At 45.6% G+C, this 20485-nt stretch carries 15 protein-coding genes; 4 read left to right on the plus strand and 11 right to left on the minus strand.

Annotation, left to right across the window (positions count from 1 at the left end; genetic code table 11):
• Window positions 1-13: 13 nt before the first annotated feature.
• Window positions 14-2710, minus strand: a complete 2697-nt coding sequence (locus HMPREF9446_RS07085) for a transglutaminase domain-containing protein (protein WP_039968750.1) — start codon at window positions 2708-2710, stop codon at window positions 14-16.
• A 278-nt stretch (window positions 2711-2988) separates the two neighbouring features.
• Between HMPREF9446_RS07085 and HMPREF9446_RS18895 the strand changes: the two genes are divergently transcribed.
• The gene (locus tag HMPREF9446_RS18895; protein WP_009124881.1) at window positions 2989-3126 is read left to right on the plus strand and encodes a hypothetical protein; all 138 of its coding nucleotides are present in this window, start codon (window positions 2989-2991) and stop codon (window positions 3124-3126) included.
• 76 nt (window positions 3127-3202) lie between these two features.
• Here the strand turns inward: HMPREF9446_RS18895 and HMPREF9446_RS07090 are convergent, their stop codons facing one another.
• The 8 genes from HMPREF9446_RS07090 to HMPREF9446_RS07125 all read right to left on the minus strand — a co-directional run bounded on the left by HMPREF9446_RS07090 (window position 3203) and on the right by HMPREF9446_RS07125 (window position 11502).
• Window positions 3203-3577, minus strand: a complete 375-nt coding sequence (locus HMPREF9446_RS07090) for a YccF domain-containing protein (RefSeq protein WP_039968751.1) — start codon at window positions 3575-3577, stop codon at window positions 3203-3205.
• Window positions 3578-3640: 63 nt separating this feature from the next.
• On the minus strand, window positions 3641-4729 hold the full coding sequence (gene dinB, locus HMPREF9446_RS07095; RefSeq protein WP_009124883.1) for a DNA polymerase IV: 1089 nt from the start codon (window positions 4727-4729) through the stop codon (window positions 3641-3643).
• A 42-nt stretch (window positions 4730-4771) separates the two neighbouring features.
• Window positions 4772-6118, minus strand: coding sequence for an MATE family efflux transporter (locus tag HMPREF9446_RS07100; RefSeq protein WP_009124884.1), 1347 nt, complete (start codon window positions 6116-6118; stop codon window positions 4772-4774).
• 83 nt (window positions 6119-6201) lie between these two features.
• A complete protein-coding gene (locus HMPREF9446_RS07105; RefSeq protein ID WP_009124885.1) occupies window positions 6202-6912 on the minus strand; it encodes a murein L,D-transpeptidase catalytic domain family protein in 711 nt (236 codons plus the stop codon).
• Window positions 6913-6996: 84 nt separating this feature from the next.
• Window positions 6997-8037, minus strand: a complete 1041-nt coding sequence (locus HMPREF9446_RS07110; RefSeq protein ID WP_009124886.1) for a L,D-transpeptidase — start codon at window positions 8035-8037, stop codon at window positions 6997-6999.
• A 170-nt stretch (window positions 8038-8207) separates the two neighbouring features.
• A complete protein-coding gene (locus tag HMPREF9446_RS07115; RefSeq protein WP_009124887.1) occupies window positions 8208-9296 on the minus strand; it encodes a 2-aminoethylphosphonate--pyruvate transaminase in 1089 nt (362 codons plus the stop codon).
• 31 nt (window positions 9297-9327) lie between these two features.
• A complete protein-coding gene (gene phnX / locus HMPREF9446_RS07120; RefSeq protein WP_039968775.1) occupies window positions 9328-10119 on the minus strand; it encodes a phosphonoacetaldehyde hydrolase in 792 nt (263 codons plus the stop codon).
• An 18-nt stretch (window positions 10120-10137) separates the two neighbouring features.
• On the minus strand, window positions 10138-11502 hold the full coding sequence (locus HMPREF9446_RS07125) for a DUF5690 family protein (protein WP_009124889.1): 1365 nt from the start codon (window positions 11500-11502) through the stop codon (window positions 10138-10140).
• 206 nt (window positions 11503-11708) lie between these two features.
• Between HMPREF9446_RS07125 and HMPREF9446_RS07130 the strand changes: the two genes are divergently transcribed.
• From HMPREF9446_RS07130 to HMPREF9446_RS07140, 3 genes are all read left to right on the plus strand, one after another.
• Window positions 11709-12590 carry a hypothetical protein gene (locus HMPREF9446_RS07130; RefSeq protein ID WP_009124891.1) on the plus strand — a complete coding sequence of 294 codons (882 nt, stop codon included), beginning with the start codon at window positions 11709-11711 and terminating at the stop codon, window positions 12588-12590.
• 82 nt (window positions 12591-12672) lie between these two features.
• Entirely contained in the window at window positions 12673-14613 is a 1941-nt protein-coding gene (locus tag HMPREF9446_RS07135) for a heavy metal translocating P-type ATPase (RefSeq protein ID WP_009124892.1), read from the plus strand.
• 11 nt (window positions 14614-14624) lie between these two features.
• A complete protein-coding gene (locus HMPREF9446_RS07140) occupies window positions 14625-15047 on the plus strand; it encodes a Fur family transcriptional regulator (protein ID WP_009124893.1) in 423 nt (140 codons plus the stop codon).
• A gap of 33 nt (window positions 15048-15080) precedes the next feature.
• On the opposite strand, the gene HMPREF9446_RS07145 is transcribed toward HMPREF9446_RS07140, so the two are convergent.
• Together HMPREF9446_RS07145 and HMPREF9446_RS07150 are read right to left on the minus strand one after the other, a co-directional pair.
• Window positions 15081-17687 carry a beta-mannosidase gene (locus HMPREF9446_RS07145; RefSeq protein WP_009124894.1) on the minus strand — a complete coding sequence of 869 codons (2607 nt, stop codon included), beginning with the start codon at window positions 17685-17687 and terminating at the stop codon, window positions 15081-15083.
• A gap of 13 nt (window positions 17688-17700) precedes the next feature.
• Window positions 17701-20409 carry a glycoside hydrolase family 2 protein gene (locus HMPREF9446_RS07150; protein WP_009124895.1) on the minus strand — a complete coding sequence of 903 codons (2709 nt, stop codon included), beginning with the start codon at window positions 20407-20409 and terminating at the stop codon, window positions 17701-17703.
• Window positions 20410-20485 lie beyond the last annotated feature (76 nt).

A 20485-nucleotide genomic window follows, 5' to 3' on the forward strand; every position in this document is an offset into this window, starting at 1 on the left:
CTTCCTCTTCGTATTAAAGCCCGTGTACCGTCTTCATCAGCTGCTCACCCAGACCGATGGTATAACCCTGTGATACAAACACTACCCGGTTAAATGTATCGGCAATGATAAATATCGGTAAGCTGTCTTTATGCCGTAACTTCATAGCCTCGGCTATTTGTCCGGAAATACCGTCTGTATCTATACCGTAAATAATAGTGGAAGGCAAATCCGGGAAAGATTCCTTGACAAATTTCCTGGACTGCGCCTCATTCGGGAAGAGCAATACCATCTTCCGTCCCCATTTCTCCAAATCAGCCTTGAAAGCGGCGATGTCGCGCAATGCATGGTTGGTGGGTTCCTGGTTGACTCCCAAAATCCCCACTACAAAATACCCGCGGCCACAAGCCTGCAACAAGCTTTCCTTCGACGGGACATCCGATGCAGTATCCTCGCGCAGCGGTGTGAAAAGAGACTCGGAATTGAAATTGCCGATCACTTGTACTTCATCCTTGCTTTCGCGCATCACCAACTCGATATCGGTCGTTTTTCCCGGAAGCACGTTGAAAGCGGTCACCTTAGAAAGTACCGCACCACTTGCCAGACGGGTCCCGGTTACCAGAACATATTCCCCGGCGTCCAATGCCGTGCCCTCTTTCAACAAGTTGCTCCATGTGGCTCCGCCACCCATGTCGATATCACCTTCGTCATATGACAACAATTGCAAGTTACCTTGCGGAGTGACCTTGGAAATAGTGAAATGGGAATAATACTTCGGATTATCCAGCAATTTGACAGGTGAATAGTTGGCAACAAGCTTACCTTTCAAAGAAACTCTTTCCTCCAGAAGGACAAGTTCTTCCGGATCAGAGTCCAAGTCCACATCTACCGCACCCTCATCGGTTATCAGCTGGACTTTGCCGGTCACTTCGTCAATACGTGCAGGGATGCCCATGCTGCGTGCCATGGAAACAAAGAATATATCGCGGCTGTGCGGATCCGCCACACGGGATTTCCATACTCCCTCCGGTGAAACAGGCGAGCCTCCCAGATTACAGTCCTTATCCACCCTGATATTCTCCGCTACCCAAGTGACCAACTTCATGGGCTGTGCCACATAGGTTTCCATATCTTCCTTTGAAACGACCTTCTTGAAGAAAGATTTATACGGCGTCAACATTTCATTGCTTACACGCGGATTGCGGACATATCTGCGGAAATAGTCCGCACCGGTACGTACATTAGACTGCATATGGTCAACCAGCACTTCCAGACTGACGTCACGAAGATCTTTCGCGGAAATCCGTTGCAGGAGGTCAATGCCCCCTTTCTTGGACTTTTCAGAGCGCAGGCGGGTCATGAAATCACGGATGGTCCGATGATTGCCACGGGAAGCGACCAGGATTCTTACCGCTGCGTCTACATCCAGCTTGTACTGTCTTGCAAAAGTACGTGCCGCCTCTTCCGACATGAAAGTGGCAACATACCCGTTGCGGATGGAATCTTCGTAAGCCAGTCTCCTGTCGTTCTCCTCACGCTGCTCCGGTGTCACTTCGGGAAGGTTGGCGCTCTCTGCGGGAGGCACCACATCAATATCCATGGCAAAGTTATCCCCTTCTTTCCTGTCCAGTGTCACCGTCAACTCCGGCTGTTTGCCGAAAGAGAGCTTGGCAAAGCCAAAACGTCCATCCTTCGACGCCCACACCAACATGTCTCCTCTCCCTGCAGTCAGAGTACACATGCCGGAAGCATCAGTCTGCTTGGTGGCCACCGTATAGAATTCCGCATAATTATATAATTTGAACTCCACGCGTGCACCATCTACCGGATTTCCCTGCCCATCCTTCACTGTAACAGAAGCCTTGGCAGTCGGCGCATAGTTATCAATCACATTGATTTCCGTATAGTTGGGGGTTACGGACATGATTTCCTCTGCACCCTCATAACGCCCGAACACTTTGGTATGCATCAGCATCCCCCTGCTGGCAGGGGCATTGAACCATCCCAGATCAAGAACCGGTTCGGGTTCGCAAGCTCCGAGAAAATGCCATTTGCCATCGGCCCAGGCTTCCACCCATGCATGGTTATCGTCCGTATGCGCCCAACGCGGAGTATATACCTGCCGTGCAGGAATACCTACCGACCGCAAGGCAGCAACCAGCAAGGTGGATTCTTCTCCACAGCGTCCGTACGCAGTGCGTACCGTGGCCAGCGGAGAACTGGTACGGGCATCGGAAGGCGTATAGATTGCTTTTTCATGGCACCAATGATTGACTTCCAGGATAGCCTCGTACAGGGAAAGAGATTTCACCCGGTCCTTCAGTTCTTCATAGAACACAACCCGTGCGCTATCCAGATTTTCGTTATTCACCCGTGCAGGGAGTACAAAATGCCGGAAAATCTCTTCCGGGACAATCTTTCCCCAAGGCATCTCTTTTTCCGCTTTCTGCGCGGCACGTACATTCATCAGATGAAACTCGCCCGGATAATCGGCTATATCGACCAGAGGCATATAAGCATAAAGAAACTCCAAGGCCTCCTGTTCATAAGTTGACAAGTCCGTATCAAAAATGGAAAACAATTCGCCCTGGGGCAACAAAGCCTTTCTCTGTTGAAAATCTTGTTCCACGCGTTGACGGTAAGAGGCATCCGTCATAAAGTGGGATTCACCGCAAGCGGTCAAAAGGCATATCAGCCCCAGAAGTCCAAGAAGTCGTGTAGTTCGTCTCATAATACATATTTATTATTAAGGTTGGACTGCAAAAATAGGGATTATATTTGAATTCTTATTTCGAATAAAGAAAAAGTGGAGTTTCTGTAACCGTTCTGTAATATCTGAATAGCAAAAACAGGGGAATTCACCCCTATAATGGATATTATACGAATATTTTTTATGTTATAGAACATGTTTTCAAGAACAATTCGTATCTTTGCAGTGTTAATAAGAGAAAACAATAAAAGATGTAGAATCCGCTTTCCGAAACGCGGGAAGCAAAAAAAAAGACGATTATGAAAAAGAATGCAAATGAAATTTTTATGTTACAGTACCGTATCAAACGCTATCAAGCAATGGGAAACGGAACTATGTGCCAAGCTTTGAATGGCAAACTTCAAAAACTGCTTGCAAAGCAGTCCATTACCATGTAAACAACACCTTTAAATAAAATGAATGAGGGCGGAAAACGATGCAGTTTTCCGCCCTTGTCTTTTTAATAGGCACCACTCAAACCGTCACTATGTCTTTTCCAAAAGGAGTGAGTGCCAAAGCAGCCAATTTAAAATGCTGCATTCCAAAGGGAATGCCGATAATGGTAATGCACAACAGCACTCCGAATCCCAAATGAGAAAGACTAATCCAAATGCCGCCCAGGAATATCCACAACACATTCATCAATAGATAGAGGCAGCCGCTTGAACGTTCTCCGCTACGCACCTCCTTGCCGAAAGGCCACAAGGCAAGTCCTGCCATCTTCATGGTCTGCATGCCGAAAGGAATACCGACAATAGTAATCATCAGCAAAAGACTGGCCAACACATACTCAACGGCAGTGAAAATACCGCCGAATACCAACCATAATACATTCATCAAACATCCCATACGCCCATCTCTTTTAGTTATAAACACAAATATATAATAAATTCTCGATATGACAAACCTTGCTCACCAATCACTGAACTCAAAACTCAGCTGTTCCCATACCCCTCCCTTCTCTTCCCCCTCCTCACGCGGATTGGAGACAGACAGCCCGATCAAGCGAATGGGATGTTGCTCATAATCCACTTCATTCAATAATTGTTTTGCCAAAGGCAGAATGACATCCAGGGATATCAGTTCTCTGGATTGGGTAATGCTACGGGTTATCTGATTAAAGTCATGAAACTTGATTTTCAATGTCAACGTATTCCCCCGGAAGTTTTTATGCTCCAGACGTCCCACCAGCTCAACCGCAACATGATATAATTCGATGATGACCGAAGAGCGTCTATTTATGTCCCTCTCCAAAGTATGCTCGCACCCGATGGATTTACGGATACGCACCGCCTCTACGGGACGCAGGTCAATTCCCCGTGCAAAGTCATGATAAGCAGCCCCTACCTTGCCAAATTCGCGGATCAGCATATCCAAGGAACGGGCACGTAACTGTTCTCCGTTATGGATGCCGAGAAGATGCATCTTCTTTGCCGTCACCGGTCCCACTCCCCAAAAACTCTCGATAGGCAACCGGGCTATAAACTCCAGGGCCTGGTCGGGATGAATCGTACAGAGTCCGTCGGGCTTGCGGTAATCCGAAGCTATCTTGGCCAGAAACTTATTATAGGACACGCCGGCCGAAGCAACCAAATTCAACCGTTCTTTTATCTTCTGTTTAAGTTCCTTGGCAATATCCACAGCCAGCGAAATGCCGGGTTTGTTTTCCGTCACATCCAGAAAAGCCTCATCCAGAGAAAGAGGCTCGACGATATCGGTATATTCATGGAATATTTCATGTATCTGGCGGGAAACGGATTTATACGCTTCCATCCTCCCCGGAATGAAGATGAGCTGGGGACAGAGGCGCTTTGCTTTCTGCGACGACATGGCTGAACGCACTCCGAAACGACGCGCCTCATAACTGGCCGCAGCCACTACTCCCCGCTCTTCCGCATGCCCCACGGCAATCGGTTTGCCTCGCAACCCGGGATTATCCCGCTGCTCCACCGAAGCGTAAAACGCATCCATGTCTATGTGAATAATCTTTCGTCCGGTCATCGTAACTTCAGTTGCCTATCTTCACTTTCGAGTAAAGATACACTAATTTTTCTTCATGGACAATATCCGGCGATAAACATAAATAAAGGCCGGTATCAGGAAAGCGTCCGCAAAGACCCATGCAGTGGGATCACCGAAGCAGACAGCTACATAGCCGAATGCAGGTACAGCCAGCAAGCTGACCAATATACGCGCAATCATCTCCGAAACACCGGAAAGCATGGCAAGATTTGTAAAGCCAACCCCCTGGATCGTATAGCGCAATATGCACAGCAAGCCCAAAACCGGAAAGAAGGAAACGGATATATGCAGGAACAACTCCGTATCTTTCAGAATCTCAAATTCAGAAGCTTCAACGAAAAGCAAGGCAAATGTTCCGGCTCCCGACATCAATACACAGAAAGTAAATGCCCAGTAAATGATCATCATCAAGGCACTTGCCTTCACTCCCGACCAAATACGCTCCGGTTTGCCCGCACCATAATTCTGCCCGCTATAAGTTGCCATCGCCATTCCCAGACTCTCGAAAGGACACATAAAGAACATCTTGATACGCATGGCGGCAGTGAATGCGGCAACGCAAGCCGTTCCCAAAGCATTATTGGCGCTTTGCAGCATGATGCTGCCGATGGCCGTAATGGAGAACTGCAATCCCATCGGCACACCGATGTACATCAGAGTCTTTGCCAAGGCTCCGTCGAACTTCCTTTCGGCAGGAGTGATTCTCAACATGTCAAAGTGCCGTACCATATAGAAGTAACACAATACAGCCGACACGCCTTGCGAAAAGACCGTGGCGATGGCCGCCCCCGCCACCCCCCAATCCAATATAAGGATACAGAACAAATCGAGCAGGACATTCAATACCGTCGAGAAAAGCAGAAACCAGAACGGCGTCTTGCTGTCTCCCAAAGCACGGATAATACTGGACAGCAAATTATAAAAAAAAGTGCAGGGAACCCCAATAAAGGTAATCAGCAGGTAATAGTAGGCTCCCGTAAATATATTCTCCGGCGTACTCATCATACGCAGAATATCAGCGCAAAAAAGGCTTGTGACTATGGCAATCACGACTGACATGACTGTAGCCAACTGCAAGCTGACAGCCACATAACGGCGCATCGTGCCATAATCCCTTGCACCAAACTTCTGTGCCACCGGAATGCCGAAACCTCCGCAACATCCATTACAAAAACCCAGAATGAGGAAAACGACCGAAGTACTTGCCCCGACCGAAGCCAGAGCGTCTATTCCTAAAAACTTACCTACAATCGCTGCATCTACCAGCGAATAAGTCTGTTGTAGCAGGTTACCCAACAACAGAGGTAACGTAAAATTGAAAATCAGCGGAAGCGCCTTGCCCTCCGTCATTTCTCTAGATGTAGCCATAAATCTGATGTCCCTAAAATCGGGCACAAAAGTAACAAAAGATGTGTTCAGGAGAATTGATGCATATCAAAAGATTACCCTTTTCATAATTGTCCGTAATCTTTCAGCACGGCACTGTGAGCCAGATAATCAGGTACTTCAGCGTAAATATACATCACGCTTCCTCCCTTGATGGCATCAATGATGGGACGGGAAAGTTTTTGCGGGACGGCAGGACATCCGAAACTTCTGCCCAGGCGTCCTCCCTTGCTCACTACCGAAGGGTTGGCGTAGGCTGCTCCGTGCATGACAATGGCACGTTCACGAGCCCGATCATTGATGCCTTTCTCCAATCCATTCAAAATCAGTGAATATCCGTTTTTCCCTTGATAGGTGGCCTCCGTAAGGTAGAAGCCCAACGAACTTTTATAAGAGCCGTATTCATTGGAAAAGGAAGTGGCATAGGTGTCTCCACTATTTTTCCCATGGGAAACGACTGACGAGAAAAGTAACTTACGCTGTTTCATATCAAAGACATACAGACGCTTTTCTGTAGAAGGGCGGGAAAAATCAATCAAAGTAAGTACCTCCCGCTTCCGGCCCTCTATTTTATTATATCCCGCCACCGCCTGCCGGAAAGCTTTCCAGTTTACTATCCCCTCCAAATTCATGGAACGATAAAGATCGGCACAGGCCCTGGCTTCAGTCATAGCTCCCGGACCCGGTGCCTCTGCCATACCAACCGGCGGCTTGCCTCCCAAAAACAGGGAACAAGGAACAAACAGAAGTACAATGAACAAGATAAATCGTTGCATACTTTTTCTAAGCGGACAATAACGGCGGCAAAGTTAGGTATTTTCCTCATACATCTATTACACAGATAGTTAAAAAAGACAAGTCTATTCAATAACTACCACCAGAGAATGCTCTACAGGCGCCCAGTCAAAAACAAACTTGGCATGCGAGGTAGCATTGCGCACGCACATATGCGAGCGGGGCGTCGTCCCCAATGACCAACTATACTCTATCATAGAAGTACGGGGTACGTTGACCGGCACTCCATGAATATAGGCTCCATTCGTGAAACGGCTGGCATAAGGTGCATACCCTCCCGTTGCCGCAGAACCATCTTTCAAAAAGACCATACGCGACTTCTTCTGCTGAAGCAGGTACATCCCCAACGGCGTTTCCTGTGCATAGGGTGGAGCATATCGTCCGGTAGTGGCCGGATTCATGCTGCGTATTTTCCACTCACCATCCCCGGTACGTTCCAGCGTAGTGATATTCTGGTCCAAACGATCTACAAAAATCACATGGTTAAAAACGGTAGTATCACCCAGCAACTTCAAGTAACGGCGGGGTGCCAGCCATTCATCTTCAAGAGTAACGGGACGTATCCGGCAGAAACTCCCTTCCTCTCCCGTCAGATGCGCCAAGGTCCCGTCTCTTCCATAACGTTCGGGCACCACCGTATCAGCAGGCAGGTACAACGGAACGGACTGATAACGTTCCACGCCTAACGTATCAGACACACGGCGATAAGCATCTCTGACAAACTTACGCACCAACGGAGCCTCCCGGTTCAAATTCTTATAATTCTGCAATACCACCCATCTTGCCGTGTCCCGCTGCATATTCTCAATATAGGCCAGACAATTACGAATCACTTCCCACTTGAAGGAACGTACCGTATCCTTATACGGATAAGAATCTTCCAGCGTATATTTATCGTACAACAGTTCTTTAGCAAGGGTTATCTCGTCAGCTGTCAATAACTTTTCTTGAAAAGGGAGTTCCACCACTACCGTATCGGCTGAAGTGGAGTCCGGCAGGATTGCCTCCGGCACAACAATGAATGCAGATTGTCCCTGCCTCCCATTACAGGCGGCAAGGACAAAATACAAGACAGCCATAAAGGCTAAAAGGGAGTTATGTTTCATCTTGACGAAATTTATTTTAGGGGATTGTCCATAAGTAACATGATATATTTATCCCTACAGAACAAAGATATATTTTTTTTTAATGAATAACGACTATCCCCTGATAATTGTTGACGCCCGCATGAAACAATTATAAAACTGCCGGCAGAAATCAGACTCTGCCCGCCTGCTTAATATTTACATTCCCGGATAACCTCTATCAGCCGTTTGAAATCCTCCGGATAAACATCTCCGATATTACCGACGCGGAAAGTATCAGCCTGTGAAATTTTGCCCGGATAAATCACAAAACCCCTCTCTTTCAACTGTACATAGAAAGACTTAAAATCAAAATCCTCATTCGGATAAAGAAAAGAAGTGATGACCGGTGACTGAATTGCATCCGGAAGCAATGTCTTGAAACCCAAGGAACGCATCCCACTGACCAGTACCTCATGATTCTCGCAATATCTATTATGACGTGCTTCAACTCCACCTTCATCCGCCAATTCATCCATAGCCTGCTTGAAAGCACGAACCACGTGCGTAGGAGAAGTGAAACGCCATTTCCCATGTCCCTTTTCCATAGCCTCCCATTGGTCGTAAATATCAAGTGACAAGGATTTAGACACCCCCTTGCAATGCATCAGTTCCGACTTGCGAGCTATAATGAAACCAAATCCCGGAACTCCCTGGATACATTTGTTGGCACTGCTGATGAGAAAATCTATACCTAGCCTCTGCACGTCCAAAGGAACTCCGCCAAAGCTACTCATAGCATCTACTATCAGTTTCTTTCCATGTATTTTCACGAGGTGTGCAATCTCTTCCAACGGATTCAGCACACCGGTGGTCGTTTCACAATGTACCACAGCCACATGAGTAATCTCTGCATTATGTGACAGATAATCATCTACATAGCTGACAGAAACCTGTTCCGTTTCATCAAAAGCCAGCATATCGTAACTGATGCCATGATATTCGGCGATATTCCCCATACGGTCACCATAGGCACCGTTACTCAAGATAAGAAGCTTGTCACCCGGCTTTATGACACTTCCGATAACCGCTTCCACGCAATATGTTCCACTGCCTTGTAAAAGGATGGAAGTATATTCATCGGTATGGCCGGTAGCCAGGGCAACAAGCGATTTGCGGATTTCTTCCACAATATGCACGTTATAGTCTTCATCCCATGTACACCAGTCGGTCAACATAGCTTCTTTGACTGTTTCGGAGGTAGTGAGGGGACCGGGGGTCAATAAAATGTATGGTTTCATCTGTTTCTAAGTTTTAAGTTTATCAATTATTTTAATGGCTGAGTTTTCTGTTTATTTCTTCAATGACGGCCGGAAGCTCCCTGATGGTATCTACCACATAATGGGCACCGGCATCCGACATCCGACGGCGTACTTCCGTTTTACGGGCTTCAAGTTCGGTGGCAGGCATGGAGCCCACTTCCTCTTCTGTCAGCCCCAATTCGTTGCTGCCCAGCACCACACCTACTGTCCATACCTTGGCATTGACACCTTCTTTTATATCGGCAATAGTATCGCCATATTTCAACACACAGTCTGTAGAAGAAACGGCAAGTTCCATCATGTTTTTATAAATCATATATGGGGCAGGGCGGCCGGCAGGCAACCCATCGGGAGTTACACAATTATCCACCACATATCCTCTGGCAGCAGCAGCGGGCAATACGACATCCATCATAGAACGGGTATAGCCTGTTGTCGAACCGACTTTGATGCCCTGTACGCGCAATGCGGCAATAGTCTCTACCACCCCGGGAATAGGTTCCGTATAGCTTTCCAAAGAGGCAAACAGCACCCGCTGGAATTCCGCATAACGCGCCAACACATCCTCTTCATTACAAGGACGGCCGAATTTCTCTTCAAACTCCGTCTTTACACGTTCTATCTGAAACAAAGCACGAATTTCCTCTATTTTGGTCAATCCCATGTGTGCACGCGTTTCAGCAGCGGTAACAGGAGTCCCAATAGCCTTGAAGCTTTCAACAAAAGCGGCTACCGGAGCAAAACAGCCGTAATCGACAGCTGTACCTGCCCAATCCATAATGATACATTCAATTTTTTTCATTTTCATATTATCTGTTTGTTATTTTGTCTCAAAAAGTAAAGGATTCCCTTGGCGGGCCAGCCTGCTCGAACGAAAAAGTGAAAAGTTCTCCGGTCCCGACATATTCTCCCTGCGGTAACGCTGTATCAAATAAACAGCAGAACAGAGGAAAGCGACACTGCATATTATGCCTACATAACCCGACATCAAGTTATAGAAATCCAACCAGTTGATGTCCGGATTGAAAAACTCTTTGAATATCAGGACAACAACCGTACCGGTATAGCCGATAAAATCCAATGTGATGATAAAGAATCCCACATTTCCCCTAATCCTGAAGCAAGCAATGAAACGCTCGAAGAAAAGGGTCTGGAAACTCAGATAAATCGTATAAAGCGACAAGCTTTGAAGAAAGAGCCAAGTCATCGGTGGAATTCGCAACTCATCATAATTGAAAGCTATATAACTCAATGTCAGTGTACCGCAGGTGACAAGCATCAACAGCAGACACAATACTTTTATATTGCTTCTTACAGCAGACATCAACCCGAAGACGAATAGAATAATCAAGGTGACCGTTGCATCCACTTTGGCAAATGCCCATGAAGAGAGTCCCGCAGTCTCCACATCCAAAATCTTCACCAAGAAATCTTCCTTTATATCCTGCAAGACAGTAATGAACAGATTGGCAAAGAACAGCATCAGAAGAACCGGCATAAAACTCTTAAAAATACCAAGACGTGCCCGGCTGTCCAACGTCACACGCTCTGCACGTAGGGCTTTATCGGCAGCGGTAGGTTGCGGCATGCGGGTCATCAACCAACCCAGCAACGAAAGCAGCGGAAAGGCAATGGCTCCGATAAAAGCAGGCATCCAGAACTCACTGACATGAAGGTTATCCATCACAAAGAGCCCCACAGACTTTGCCGTACCGGAACTGATAGCTATGCTCAGTCCCATAAGGCTTGCCAACAGGTCCGTAACACGACGTCCCTCCAAGAAACTGAATATCACCCCCCACATACACCCCAGCGAAAGCCCGTTAAAGAATAAAGCGAAAACATTGAAAGGCTGTGGAAGCAGGCCAAATAACACCAATGAAAGTTCTGCTATCGCTACAGAAAATATAATGAACTTCAGCCGGTTCTCTTTTTTCAATTCGGATATCACCTTGATACCTATCAGCTTAGAAATAAAATAGCCCGAAATCTGTATAATACTGGTAGCCGTCTTATAATCCATCCCAAAGAAATCGAGCCCGTCGAAGGTAGCGGCAGTAAACGGTTTACGCAGAGCATATACCAATGAATAAGAAAGTAAAGCCGCACCTCCGGCCCAGAGGATAAACAAAGCATCGGACAGTTTTTTATTTGAACTTATGTCTTTTTTTTCTCCAATAAACATACACTTGATTTTTGATTTGTTTTTTGATTCCGGCAGCAAAGGTAGAAGAGCTCAACCACACTAAAAATGAATTTTCATTATTAATAAACTTCATAAAAACAACACTTTATTATGTAACATTAATGAAATATTAATGTAACGGAAGCATAACAACAAGAGCTTTTCTTTGTACACATTTTCAATCAATTATCATTGATACAACCATTATGAACGAACTTTTAGACATATACAAACGCATTGAATATCTGCGTAACAAAGGAGTCAAGATGAAAGAAATAGCCGACCATACCAATATGGCGGCAAGTGTCCTGTCTTCTCTTTATTCCAGCGTCCTCCCGACCTACATCGGTACCATAAGGAAAGGCAATACGGAAGAAGAAGCCTTGGATTACGCTCTTTCCCAAGTAAACAATGTCTCGAAAAAACGCCTGTTAGGTTCTCTGAAAGAATTAAAAGAACAGTTATTCAGTCTGGAACCTACACCGGCCACAGGGCAAAAGGAGAATCCTTTTCTGGATATGATGGCCGAAGAGATGCTCCATTCCGCTCAGGAAGTATATAACTACAGCGGTATATATGTCAGCTACAGTCTTTCTTCCTCATCCAATGCATTGAAAGTGGAGCCTTATCTGGTTACTCCTTCCGAAAACAATGATTATGTAAAAGTAATGCACATGAGTGCCTACAATACCACCCATTTTGGTACCGCCATCTTCAACAACCATCAGAATGCATACATCATGTTCAATGAACGGGAAACACCTCAGCTAGCATTGTTCACCATCTACCTGCAATTGCCGATGTACGACTTCCCGCATATGCTGAAAGGCTTGTATCTATGTTTGGACTACAACCGAAACCCGATAGCAAGAAGAATACTTTTCATCAAATATTCAGACAGCACCAGCATGGACGATTTCCTGGAACTGAAAGGGGAACTGATACCACAAGATAAACTGACAGACGAACAAATGTCCTATTATAACTATACATGCCAACCGGGAGACTTTATCAAAACCTGTTCTGTACCTTCCCCGTTACTGAACGAGAAGGATCTGGAAAGAGAAAAGAAAATGCTTGAAATATAATGTAACCAGCACGCTTTGCAACTTAGTTGCATCTCTTTTCCACTACCTTTGCATCAGAAAATAAAAAAGGAGGAAAAATATAATGAGTTGCAATTGCTGCTGCACACAAGGACATCCTGTAAAAAAAGAAAAGAAAAATACATTGCTCAAAGACTACTGGAGAATTACAGTAGCAGGTTTGTTACTTTTGGGAGGTATAGCCATCCAGGCAATGGATATCGGCTTCTTCCAGGAAGAGTATATCGCTTTCGGCTGGTATCTGCTGGCCTATCTGCCGGTGGGACTGCCGGTTATGAAAGAAGCCTGGGAAAGCATTTTACAAAAGGATATATTCAGTGAGTTCACCCTTATGTCTATTGCTACTCTCGGCGCTTTCTATATAGGGGAATATCCGGAGGGAGTAGCCGTGATGCTCTTCTACTCTTTGGGAGAAATGTTTCAAGGCAAGGCAGTAAACAAAGCTCAACGAAACATCAGTGCCCTGTTGGACGTTCGTCCGGAAGTAGCGACAATAATCAGGGATAATGAATCTATTGTCGAAGTCCCCCAAAATGTACAAATCGGTGAAATCATCGAAGTAAAAGCCGGAGAAAGGGTACCGCTGGATGGCAGAATGCTGAATGAAGTTGCCGCATTCAATACATCGGCGCTAACGGGAGAAAGCCGTCCACGCAACATACGGAAAGGTGAGTATGTGCTTGCCGGGATGATTGCAACGGATAAGGTTGTCAGAATACAAGTAACAAAGACTTTCGAAAAAAGTGCTCTGTCACGCATATTGGAACTTGTACAGAATGCTTCTGAACGCAAGGCCCCGGCAGAACTGTTCATCCGGAAATTTGCCCGCATCTATACACCGATAGTCACAGGACTGGCAGTGCTGATCGTACTGGTTCCATTCATCTATTCATTGACAGACGCCTCATTTGTTTTTACTTTCAACGACTGGCTTTACAGAGCATTGGTCTTTCTGGTTATCTCTTGCCCATGCGCATTGGTAGTCAGCATTCCATTGGGATATTTCGGGGGTATAGGTGCCGCGTCCCGTCTCGGAGTTTTGTTTAAGGGAGGAAATTACCTGGATGCCATCACCAAAATCAATACCGTAGTTTTCGATAAGACAGGAACATTGACCAAAGGCACCTTTAATGTGCAACTCTGCAAAACGCAACCCGGCATATCCAAAGAGGAACTGATACGACTGGCTGCTTCAGTAGAACGGAACAGTACACATCCGATTGCAAAAGCCATTGTAAACCACGCCGAAGAAAAGAATATAACGCCGGTCTCCACAACGGAAGTAACAGAAATTGCCGGCTACGGGTTGGAAACAAACATCGAGGGAACACGCATATTAGTAGGGAATATCCGCCTGCTATCCAAGTATCAGGTTAGTTATCCGAAAGAGCTGTCAGCCATTCCAGATACGATTGTGGTCTGTGCCATCGGAACAGAATATGCCGGTTATTTGTTATTATCAGATAGTCTGAAAGAAGATGCTTTCCAAGCCGTTGAAGAATTGAAAGCTTTAAATATCAATAATATTCAGATTCTTTCAGGAGATAGACAGAGCATTGTAACTAACTTCGCGCAGAAGTTAGGCATTACAAAAGCATACGGTGACTTGCTACCCGACGGCAAGATAAAGTACGTGGAGGAATTGCGCCAAGATTCAAGAAACCAAATCGCCTTTATAGGTGACGGCATCAATGACGCTCCGGCTCTTGCGCTTAGCAATGTAGGCATCGCCATGGGAGGATTGGGCAGCGACGCTGCCATTGAAACAGCAGATGTGGTAATACAGACCGATCAACCCTCCAAGGTAGCGACTGCCATTCGTGCAGGCAAACAGACCCGAAAGATTATGTGGCAAAACATCTCTCTGGCCTTCGGGATAAAACTGCTCGTTCTGATATTGGGCGCCGGCGGTCTGGCCACACTATGGGAAGCTGTGTTTGCGGATGTAGGTGTTGCCCTTATTGCGATAGTAAATGCCGTACGGATACAGAAACTTATTAAATAGGAGAATTAATAATGGAAGAAAATGTATATTTGGACTTGTTGAAGAAGAGAGAGATACAGCCAACTGCCATACGCATTTTAGTACTGAAAGCCATGATGCAGGCCAACCGTTCTGTTTCATTGCTAGACCTTGAATATATACTGGATACGGTTGACAAATCAACCATATTCCGTACTATTACCCTATTTCTGTCCCATCATCTCATACACTGCATTGACGACGGAACAAAATCCTTCAAGTACGCCGTATGCAGTGATAGTTGTGCCTGTGAAATGAACGACCTGCATACACACTTCCATTGTGAAAAATGCAACAAGACTTTCTGTTTTAAAAATATTCCCACTCCGGTTGTGAATCTGCCGCAAGGGTTTACACTGAGCAGTATCAATTATGTATTGAAAGGCGTCTGTCCGGACTGCGCAGAACATTCATGAATTATATCCCTAAAAATCAACTCATATTTCCACTTATCTATTCCAAGTCTCCACCCCGGATTTCGCCACTGCATCCGAAAACGAAACGATACGTAACCTTTCGGCAAATTGCGACAATGGCAAACCTGTGACAACCTTTACCTTCACAGGCTTATCCGGCAATAAATCCACATAATTATCTGATACAAAATTATCAATGTCATCTTCAATTGAAAGAAAGACCCCCCTGGCAAAAACATCACACGCAAGAGTCACTTCATAGCCTCCTTCAACTACAGCTATATCTCTATGGATCAATGCGTCTTTGTAATGCATATCTTTCTGTTTAGCAAGAAAATAATTATTCGTATATTCTCTGCCGCCTTTATCCTGATAAGCCACATGCACAACGACATCTTCTCTCGACGTTCCCTTCAGCAATGCCTCTACTTTTTCATTCCAGACTACCGTACTCGTATTAGCAGGAACTGGTACTTTTCCGGTTATTTCTCTTACAACACCTGTCCCGTCCAATCTGATAATACGAACCATCAAAGTCCCCGAAGTTTTTTTCAATCTATCAGATACAACATATACCTTCAATATGTCCCCTTCTACTATCGGAGATACCAATAAGTCGTCAAAGGACTTTACCGTAAAATAATGCTGTGCTTTCCATCGGCCATAAAAATCACGACTAGACCATGAAGCTACCGGCCAACAATCGTTATGCTGCCACACCAATGACCCCATGCAATAAGGCATATCCCGACGATGTGCTTCCATTGCCATCTTCATGGCATCAGCCTGTAATAGTTGACTCATGTATGTAAAAGAACGAAAGTCCTTAGGCTGACGGTAGTCCGACAATAGAAAGTCATTAATACGTTGATTTGCCTTTATTCCGCCACGCTGATGGGACATCATTACTTCCGAAGTCAAATTCCAGTCCTCCGCCAAAGGAGCATATCGTTTGATAGATTCAAACTCCGGAAAAGACTGAAAACCATATTCACTAAAAAAACGGCTACGTTCATGACTAAATTCAGAGAGAGGCTTCAAACCTTGCCACACCTCCCAATAATGCATATCTCCTACTGCATGATTACGCGTACCGTTGTCATCCGCATAAGGAGAAGATTTACGATAGCAAGCTCCCGGGTGATACTCTTCCACAACCGCAGGTAATGTTACAAAATATTGGTCTTTGAACTGCTTCCAAATAATTTCCGAATAAACAGGATTTTGTTTATCATAAGTTGTTTTCCAATTCCAGTTAAACCATGCGTCCAAACATTCATTATTTCCACACCAAAGTGCTATGCAACTATGGTTGCGTAATCTGCGTACATTGTCAATAGCCTCTTTACGGATATTTTCCAAGAATTCACCCTCGGCAGGGAATACACTGCACGCAAACATAAAATCCTGCCAAACTAAAATACCATACTTGTCACATAAATCATAAAAAACATCTTTTTCATAGACACCACCTCCCCATACACGAAGCATATTCATATTGGCACTGACAGCATCTTGAATCGTTTTTTCATATATGGAATCTGTAACTCGCGTTAAAAAATTATCACAGGGAATATAATTTGCGCCTTTGGCAAATAAAGGTTTGCCATTCAGTTCAAAATAGAAACTTTCACCATATTTATCGGGAGCAGTCACTACTTTTAAAGAACGGATACCCAATTTTTCTTTTTTCCGGTCTATCTTCTTTCCATCTAACTCTAAAATGGTAGAAAAATCATATAAGAAAGGCTCTCCTAACCCGTTAGTCCACCAAAGATGAGGTTTCTTCATTATGAACGATACCGGGATTTTATTAAGCCCTGCACTGAGATGAACCGTCTTTTGGATTTCCATACAACTGTCCGTATGGTTTAGTATGGAAATATCCGCTTCCGTCTCCATATCCGCAAGCACCTCTACTGTAACATCGATGACAGCCTGCTCCGCTGTAACAGATTTCTGATTATAAAAGCTATCTATCAATCGTACATCATTCCAGGCTTCTATACAAACGGAACGCCATATACCTGAAGTCACCAAACGAGGTCCCCAATCCCATCCAAAATGATACCCTGCCTTACGGACAAATACACCAACTTTACGGTCAAATATCCCTCCATTTTCTGACTGGTCATTTGAACTACGATATTGAAACGGTACAGACTCCCATTGTGGCATAGCCTTTTTAATAGGAGAATGAAAATAGACCTGCAATATGTTACCACGTAATTTCAAAAAAGGTTTAATATCTACTTTCCACTCACGAAACATATTGTCAGCAGAAAGAATTTTCTCACCATTCAACGTTACATCGGCATAAGTATCCAATCCTTCAAAACATAATACAATGTTTTTTTTAGATATTAGTTCCGGAGTCACGTCAAACTCAGTCCGATAAATCCAATCTTCCTTATCTACCCATTGAACACCACGTTCATTAAGCCTATAAAAAGGATCATCTATCAGTTTATGATTGATCAAGTCAGTGTGTACTGTTCCCGGAACACTTGCCTCATACCAATTCATGCCCCTCGCCTGACGAAAGCTCCATCCTTCATGCAAGTACCGGCAAACTGGCTGTGCATAAAAAACCGAAGTAAAAGCTATAAATAACACAGTAAGCAAAATCTTATTTTTCATTCTCACTTATCTTTTAAAAAACGTTTAAATGCATCTGTTTACGTTCTATATTCCATCCCTTTACTACCAGCACCGGATTACAGGATAAGTTCTTAATCGCAGTCTCAATCGTTACGCACTTGCTCTCACCCGGTAACAAAGAAAAGAAATTATCAGTATAGAAGGACGGACGGACGGGACTTAAATCACGGTCAAGAAGCTGCAACTGGTTGAAAAAAGCGATGGAACCAGAAACGTTGCGGAGCGTAATATCCACAAAACACTTATCTGACGTACGACGGAGATGACAGGAAGTGTGCAAAGACGCACGCTTCAGCAATGACAAGGATTCAAAGCCAGAGGTGGCAGGACCTGTCAGACTCTCACGTCCCTCGTAGCTGTCCGTAGAACGCCAATAGAAGTTGGAAGAAACCTCATTGCCCGTTTCGTCTTTCAGACGAAGTTTGATGAAGTGGACCGGAGAAATATCTTCCGGAAAATGAAGGCAAAGGGCATCATTGACAACACCGTCGCAAGGGAGGTCTATGACAGCCGAGTCCGCAAGGACCTTCTTGCTGTTGATGTCGTACACCTCAGCCACGACACGATACCCCTTAAAGGAGAGGTAATAGTCATTTACGACAGAAACGGTATTCTTCAGATAGTCAAACTGGGCGTGCAAGGGCTCTAGGGAATTGGCTGTATGATAAAGGGAAGCGGTAGGCTCCAGAGACCAATCCCACATCCGAGCACTGACCTGACGGACCGGACAGTTATGGTACCAGAACAAAAGCCCCGAGCAGAAACGGTCGCCGTAGTCAAGCTTGTTATAGTTCCAGACTTCCCAGATACTTTTGGAGTTCATTGCACCGACAAACTGTCCCTTCTGGGCAAACTCCTCTATGGAAGAAGAAGCACCATAATTGTTGACCAGATCGGTGTACAGGCTAGACATCAGATGAAAACCGTTGCCGTCAAGATAGTCCCAGACAGACTTATTCACAGGCCACAGATCAGACTCAGGCATCATCTCACGCAGGATCTCCACGGTAGGAAGGGTGGGAGCACCGTATTCCGGGTTGAAACCGTCAACGCGACTGCCACGGGAAGAAGCGGTGTTCTCATAATGCTGCATTGGATTCACCTGCTTGTAAGGGCTCCCGTCATGGACACCCGCACACTCTGATTGCATCTGGTAACCGCGAGTACCGTCAAGTTCATCAAGCAAACGGCGGGTACCGCTAACCTCGGAACTCTCGTTGGAAGCCACGTAATACGCCAGACTAGGATGGTTGCGGATACGTTTCACGGTAGAGGACACATTGCTGAGATAAAGGGCACGGTCCTGAGGATGGCGAGTATCGCCCGTCAACCAGAACTCCTGCCAGACAAGGAAACCCATCTCGTCACAAAGTTGGTAGAAGTAGTCGGATTCGGCAATGCCACCGCCCCAGAGACGAATAAGGTTGATACCCGACTGACGAGTATACCGCAACTCGGCATAGGTACGTTCGTCCGAACTGCGAAGCATGCCTTCAGGAATCCAGTTGGTTCCACGGATAAAAAGGCGACGCCCGTTGACATAAAAGACACGTGAACCGTCAGGAGTGGCTGTGTCGGAGGTAACCTCACGAATACCAAAACGTGTACGGACCGAATCGCAGACAACCCCTTTCACGGAGACACTCATCTTAAGCTCATAAAGATTCTGGGGACCCTTGTTGATAGGCCACCACAGGCGGGGAGAACGAATGGTCAGTTGGGGAAACTCATCGGGAGTGAAAGTCAAGGTAAGCTCTTCGCCGCGAAGAATACGGAACGGCTTCTCAACAACGATACCCTCACCCACAATCTCACCGCGCACTACCCCGCTGACAGTATCCGTAGTATTCAGCGGGTTGACCACCTCAACAGAAAGGGTCTCACGGGAAATATCATAGCCGGGCTTCGAAAGTTCGGACTTTACAAAAGGATGACGGAGCGAAACGCCCCCCGTAGAGTACAGAGAGATGCTTTTCCAGATGCCGGTGTTGCGGTCACGGATACCGTCCATAAAAGTAAAATCCCAACCCACGGACATCAGCATGGTCGTGTTCAAACCGATATTGCCGTTACCACCGTTATGAAATTCACCGGCGGCTCCCCAGGGCTTAGGCATCGTGGTACCCGGCATGTCAACAGGATAGACAAGAACGGCAAGAACATTACCGTCACCGACATGGACAAAATCCGTCACATTGATGTGGGCGTCCGTGAACATGCCGTTGATGGTAGCCAGAAGATTACCGTTAACCCACACTTCCGCACGGTAATTGATGCCGGCCGGATGCAACCACACCTGCTTGCCGGAAAAAGAAGAGGGTACCTCGAATTCTGTACGGAACCAGTAAGTATAAAAGCTACGACCGACCCGGGAAATATCAGGAATCTTACCGGATTCCAACTTATTATTCAGACCAAAATAGGGCTCGGGATACGTACCGTTATGAACCAAAGAATTCAATACAGTACCGGGAACGATAGCGGGAAGCCAGTTACTCGCATCATAGCCCGGAGACGAGATCGTCTCCGAAGGTGAAGCAACATCATCGGCACGCATCATTTTCCAAGTAAAGGAACCTTGGTGGACTTCTTTTGAGTCAAGCCATATTCTATCCCCGGACCTGGAGTAATTGGGAACAATACTCCAACCGGAAGAGGAAAAGGAAAGAAAGAGAACGAAAAAAAACAATAACTTATTCATGACATAATTTAAATTTATTCATATCTGAAAACAAAGATAGGAAATGAACGGATGACGGACATGACGATTCTTGCCA

This window comes from Bacteroides fluxus YIT 12057 (assembly GCF_000195635.1).
Classification (GTDB): Bacteria; Bacteroidota; Bacteroidia; order Bacteroidales; family Bacteroidaceae; genus Bacteroides; species Bacteroides fluxus.

Bases quoted from the DNA above. Each gene is read 5' to 3' on its own strand.
- HMPREF9446_RS07085 (WP_039968750.1), bottom strand. From the start codon at position 2,710: ATGAGACGAACTACACGACTTCTTGGACTTCTGGGGCTGATATGCCTT.
- HMPREF9446_RS18895 (WP_009124881.1), top strand. From the start codon at position 2,989: ATGAAAAAGAATGCAAATGAAATTTTTATGTTACAGTACCGTATCAAA.
- HMPREF9446_RS07090 (WP_039968751.1), bottom strand. From the start codon at position 3,577: ATGGGATGTTTGATGAATGTATTATGGTTGGTATTCGGCGGTATTTTC.
- dinB (WP_009124883.1), bottom strand. From the start codon at position 4,729: ATGACCGGACGAAAGATTATTCACATAGACATGGATGCGTTTTACGCT.
- HMPREF9446_RS07100 (WP_009124884.1), bottom strand. From the start codon at position 6,118: ATGGCTACATCTAGAGAAATGACGGAGGGCAAGGCGCTTCCGCTGATT.
- HMPREF9446_RS07105 (WP_009124885.1), bottom strand. From the start codon at position 6,912: ATGCAACGATTTATCTTGTTCATTGTACTTCTGTTTGTTCCTTGTTCC.
- HMPREF9446_RS07110 (WP_009124886.1), bottom strand. From the start codon at position 8,037: ATGAAACATAACTCCCTTTTAGCCTTTATGGCTGTCTTGTATTTTGTC.
- HMPREF9446_RS07115 (WP_009124887.1), bottom strand. From the start codon at position 9,296: ATGAAACCATACATTTTATTGACCCCCGGTCCCCTCACTACCTCCGAA.
- phnX (WP_039968775.1), bottom strand. From the start codon at position 10,119: ATGAAAAAAATTGAATGTATCATTATGGATTGGGCAGGTACAGCTGTC.
- HMPREF9446_RS07125 (WP_009124889.1), bottom strand. From the start codon at position 11,502: ATGTTTATTGGAGAAAAAAAAGACATAAGTTCAAATAAAAAACTGTCC.
- HMPREF9446_RS07130 (WP_009124891.1), top strand. From the start codon at position 11,709: ATGAACGAACTTTTAGACATATACAAACGCATTGAATATCTGCGTAAC.
- HMPREF9446_RS07135 (WP_009124892.1), top strand. From the start codon at position 12,673: ATGAGTTGCAATTGCTGCTGCACACAAGGACATCCTGTAAAAAAAGAA.
- HMPREF9446_RS07140 (WP_009124893.1), top strand. From the start codon at position 14,625: ATGGAAGAAAATGTATATTTGGACTTGTTGAAGAAGAGAGAGATACAG.
- HMPREF9446_RS07145 (WP_009124894.1), bottom strand. From the start codon at position 17,687: ATGAAAAATAAGATTTTGCTTACTGTGTTATTTATAGCTTTTACTTCG.
- HMPREF9446_RS07150 (WP_009124895.1), bottom strand. From the start codon at position 20,409: ATGAATAAGTTATTGTTTTTTTTCGTTCTCTTTCTTTCCTTTTCCTCT.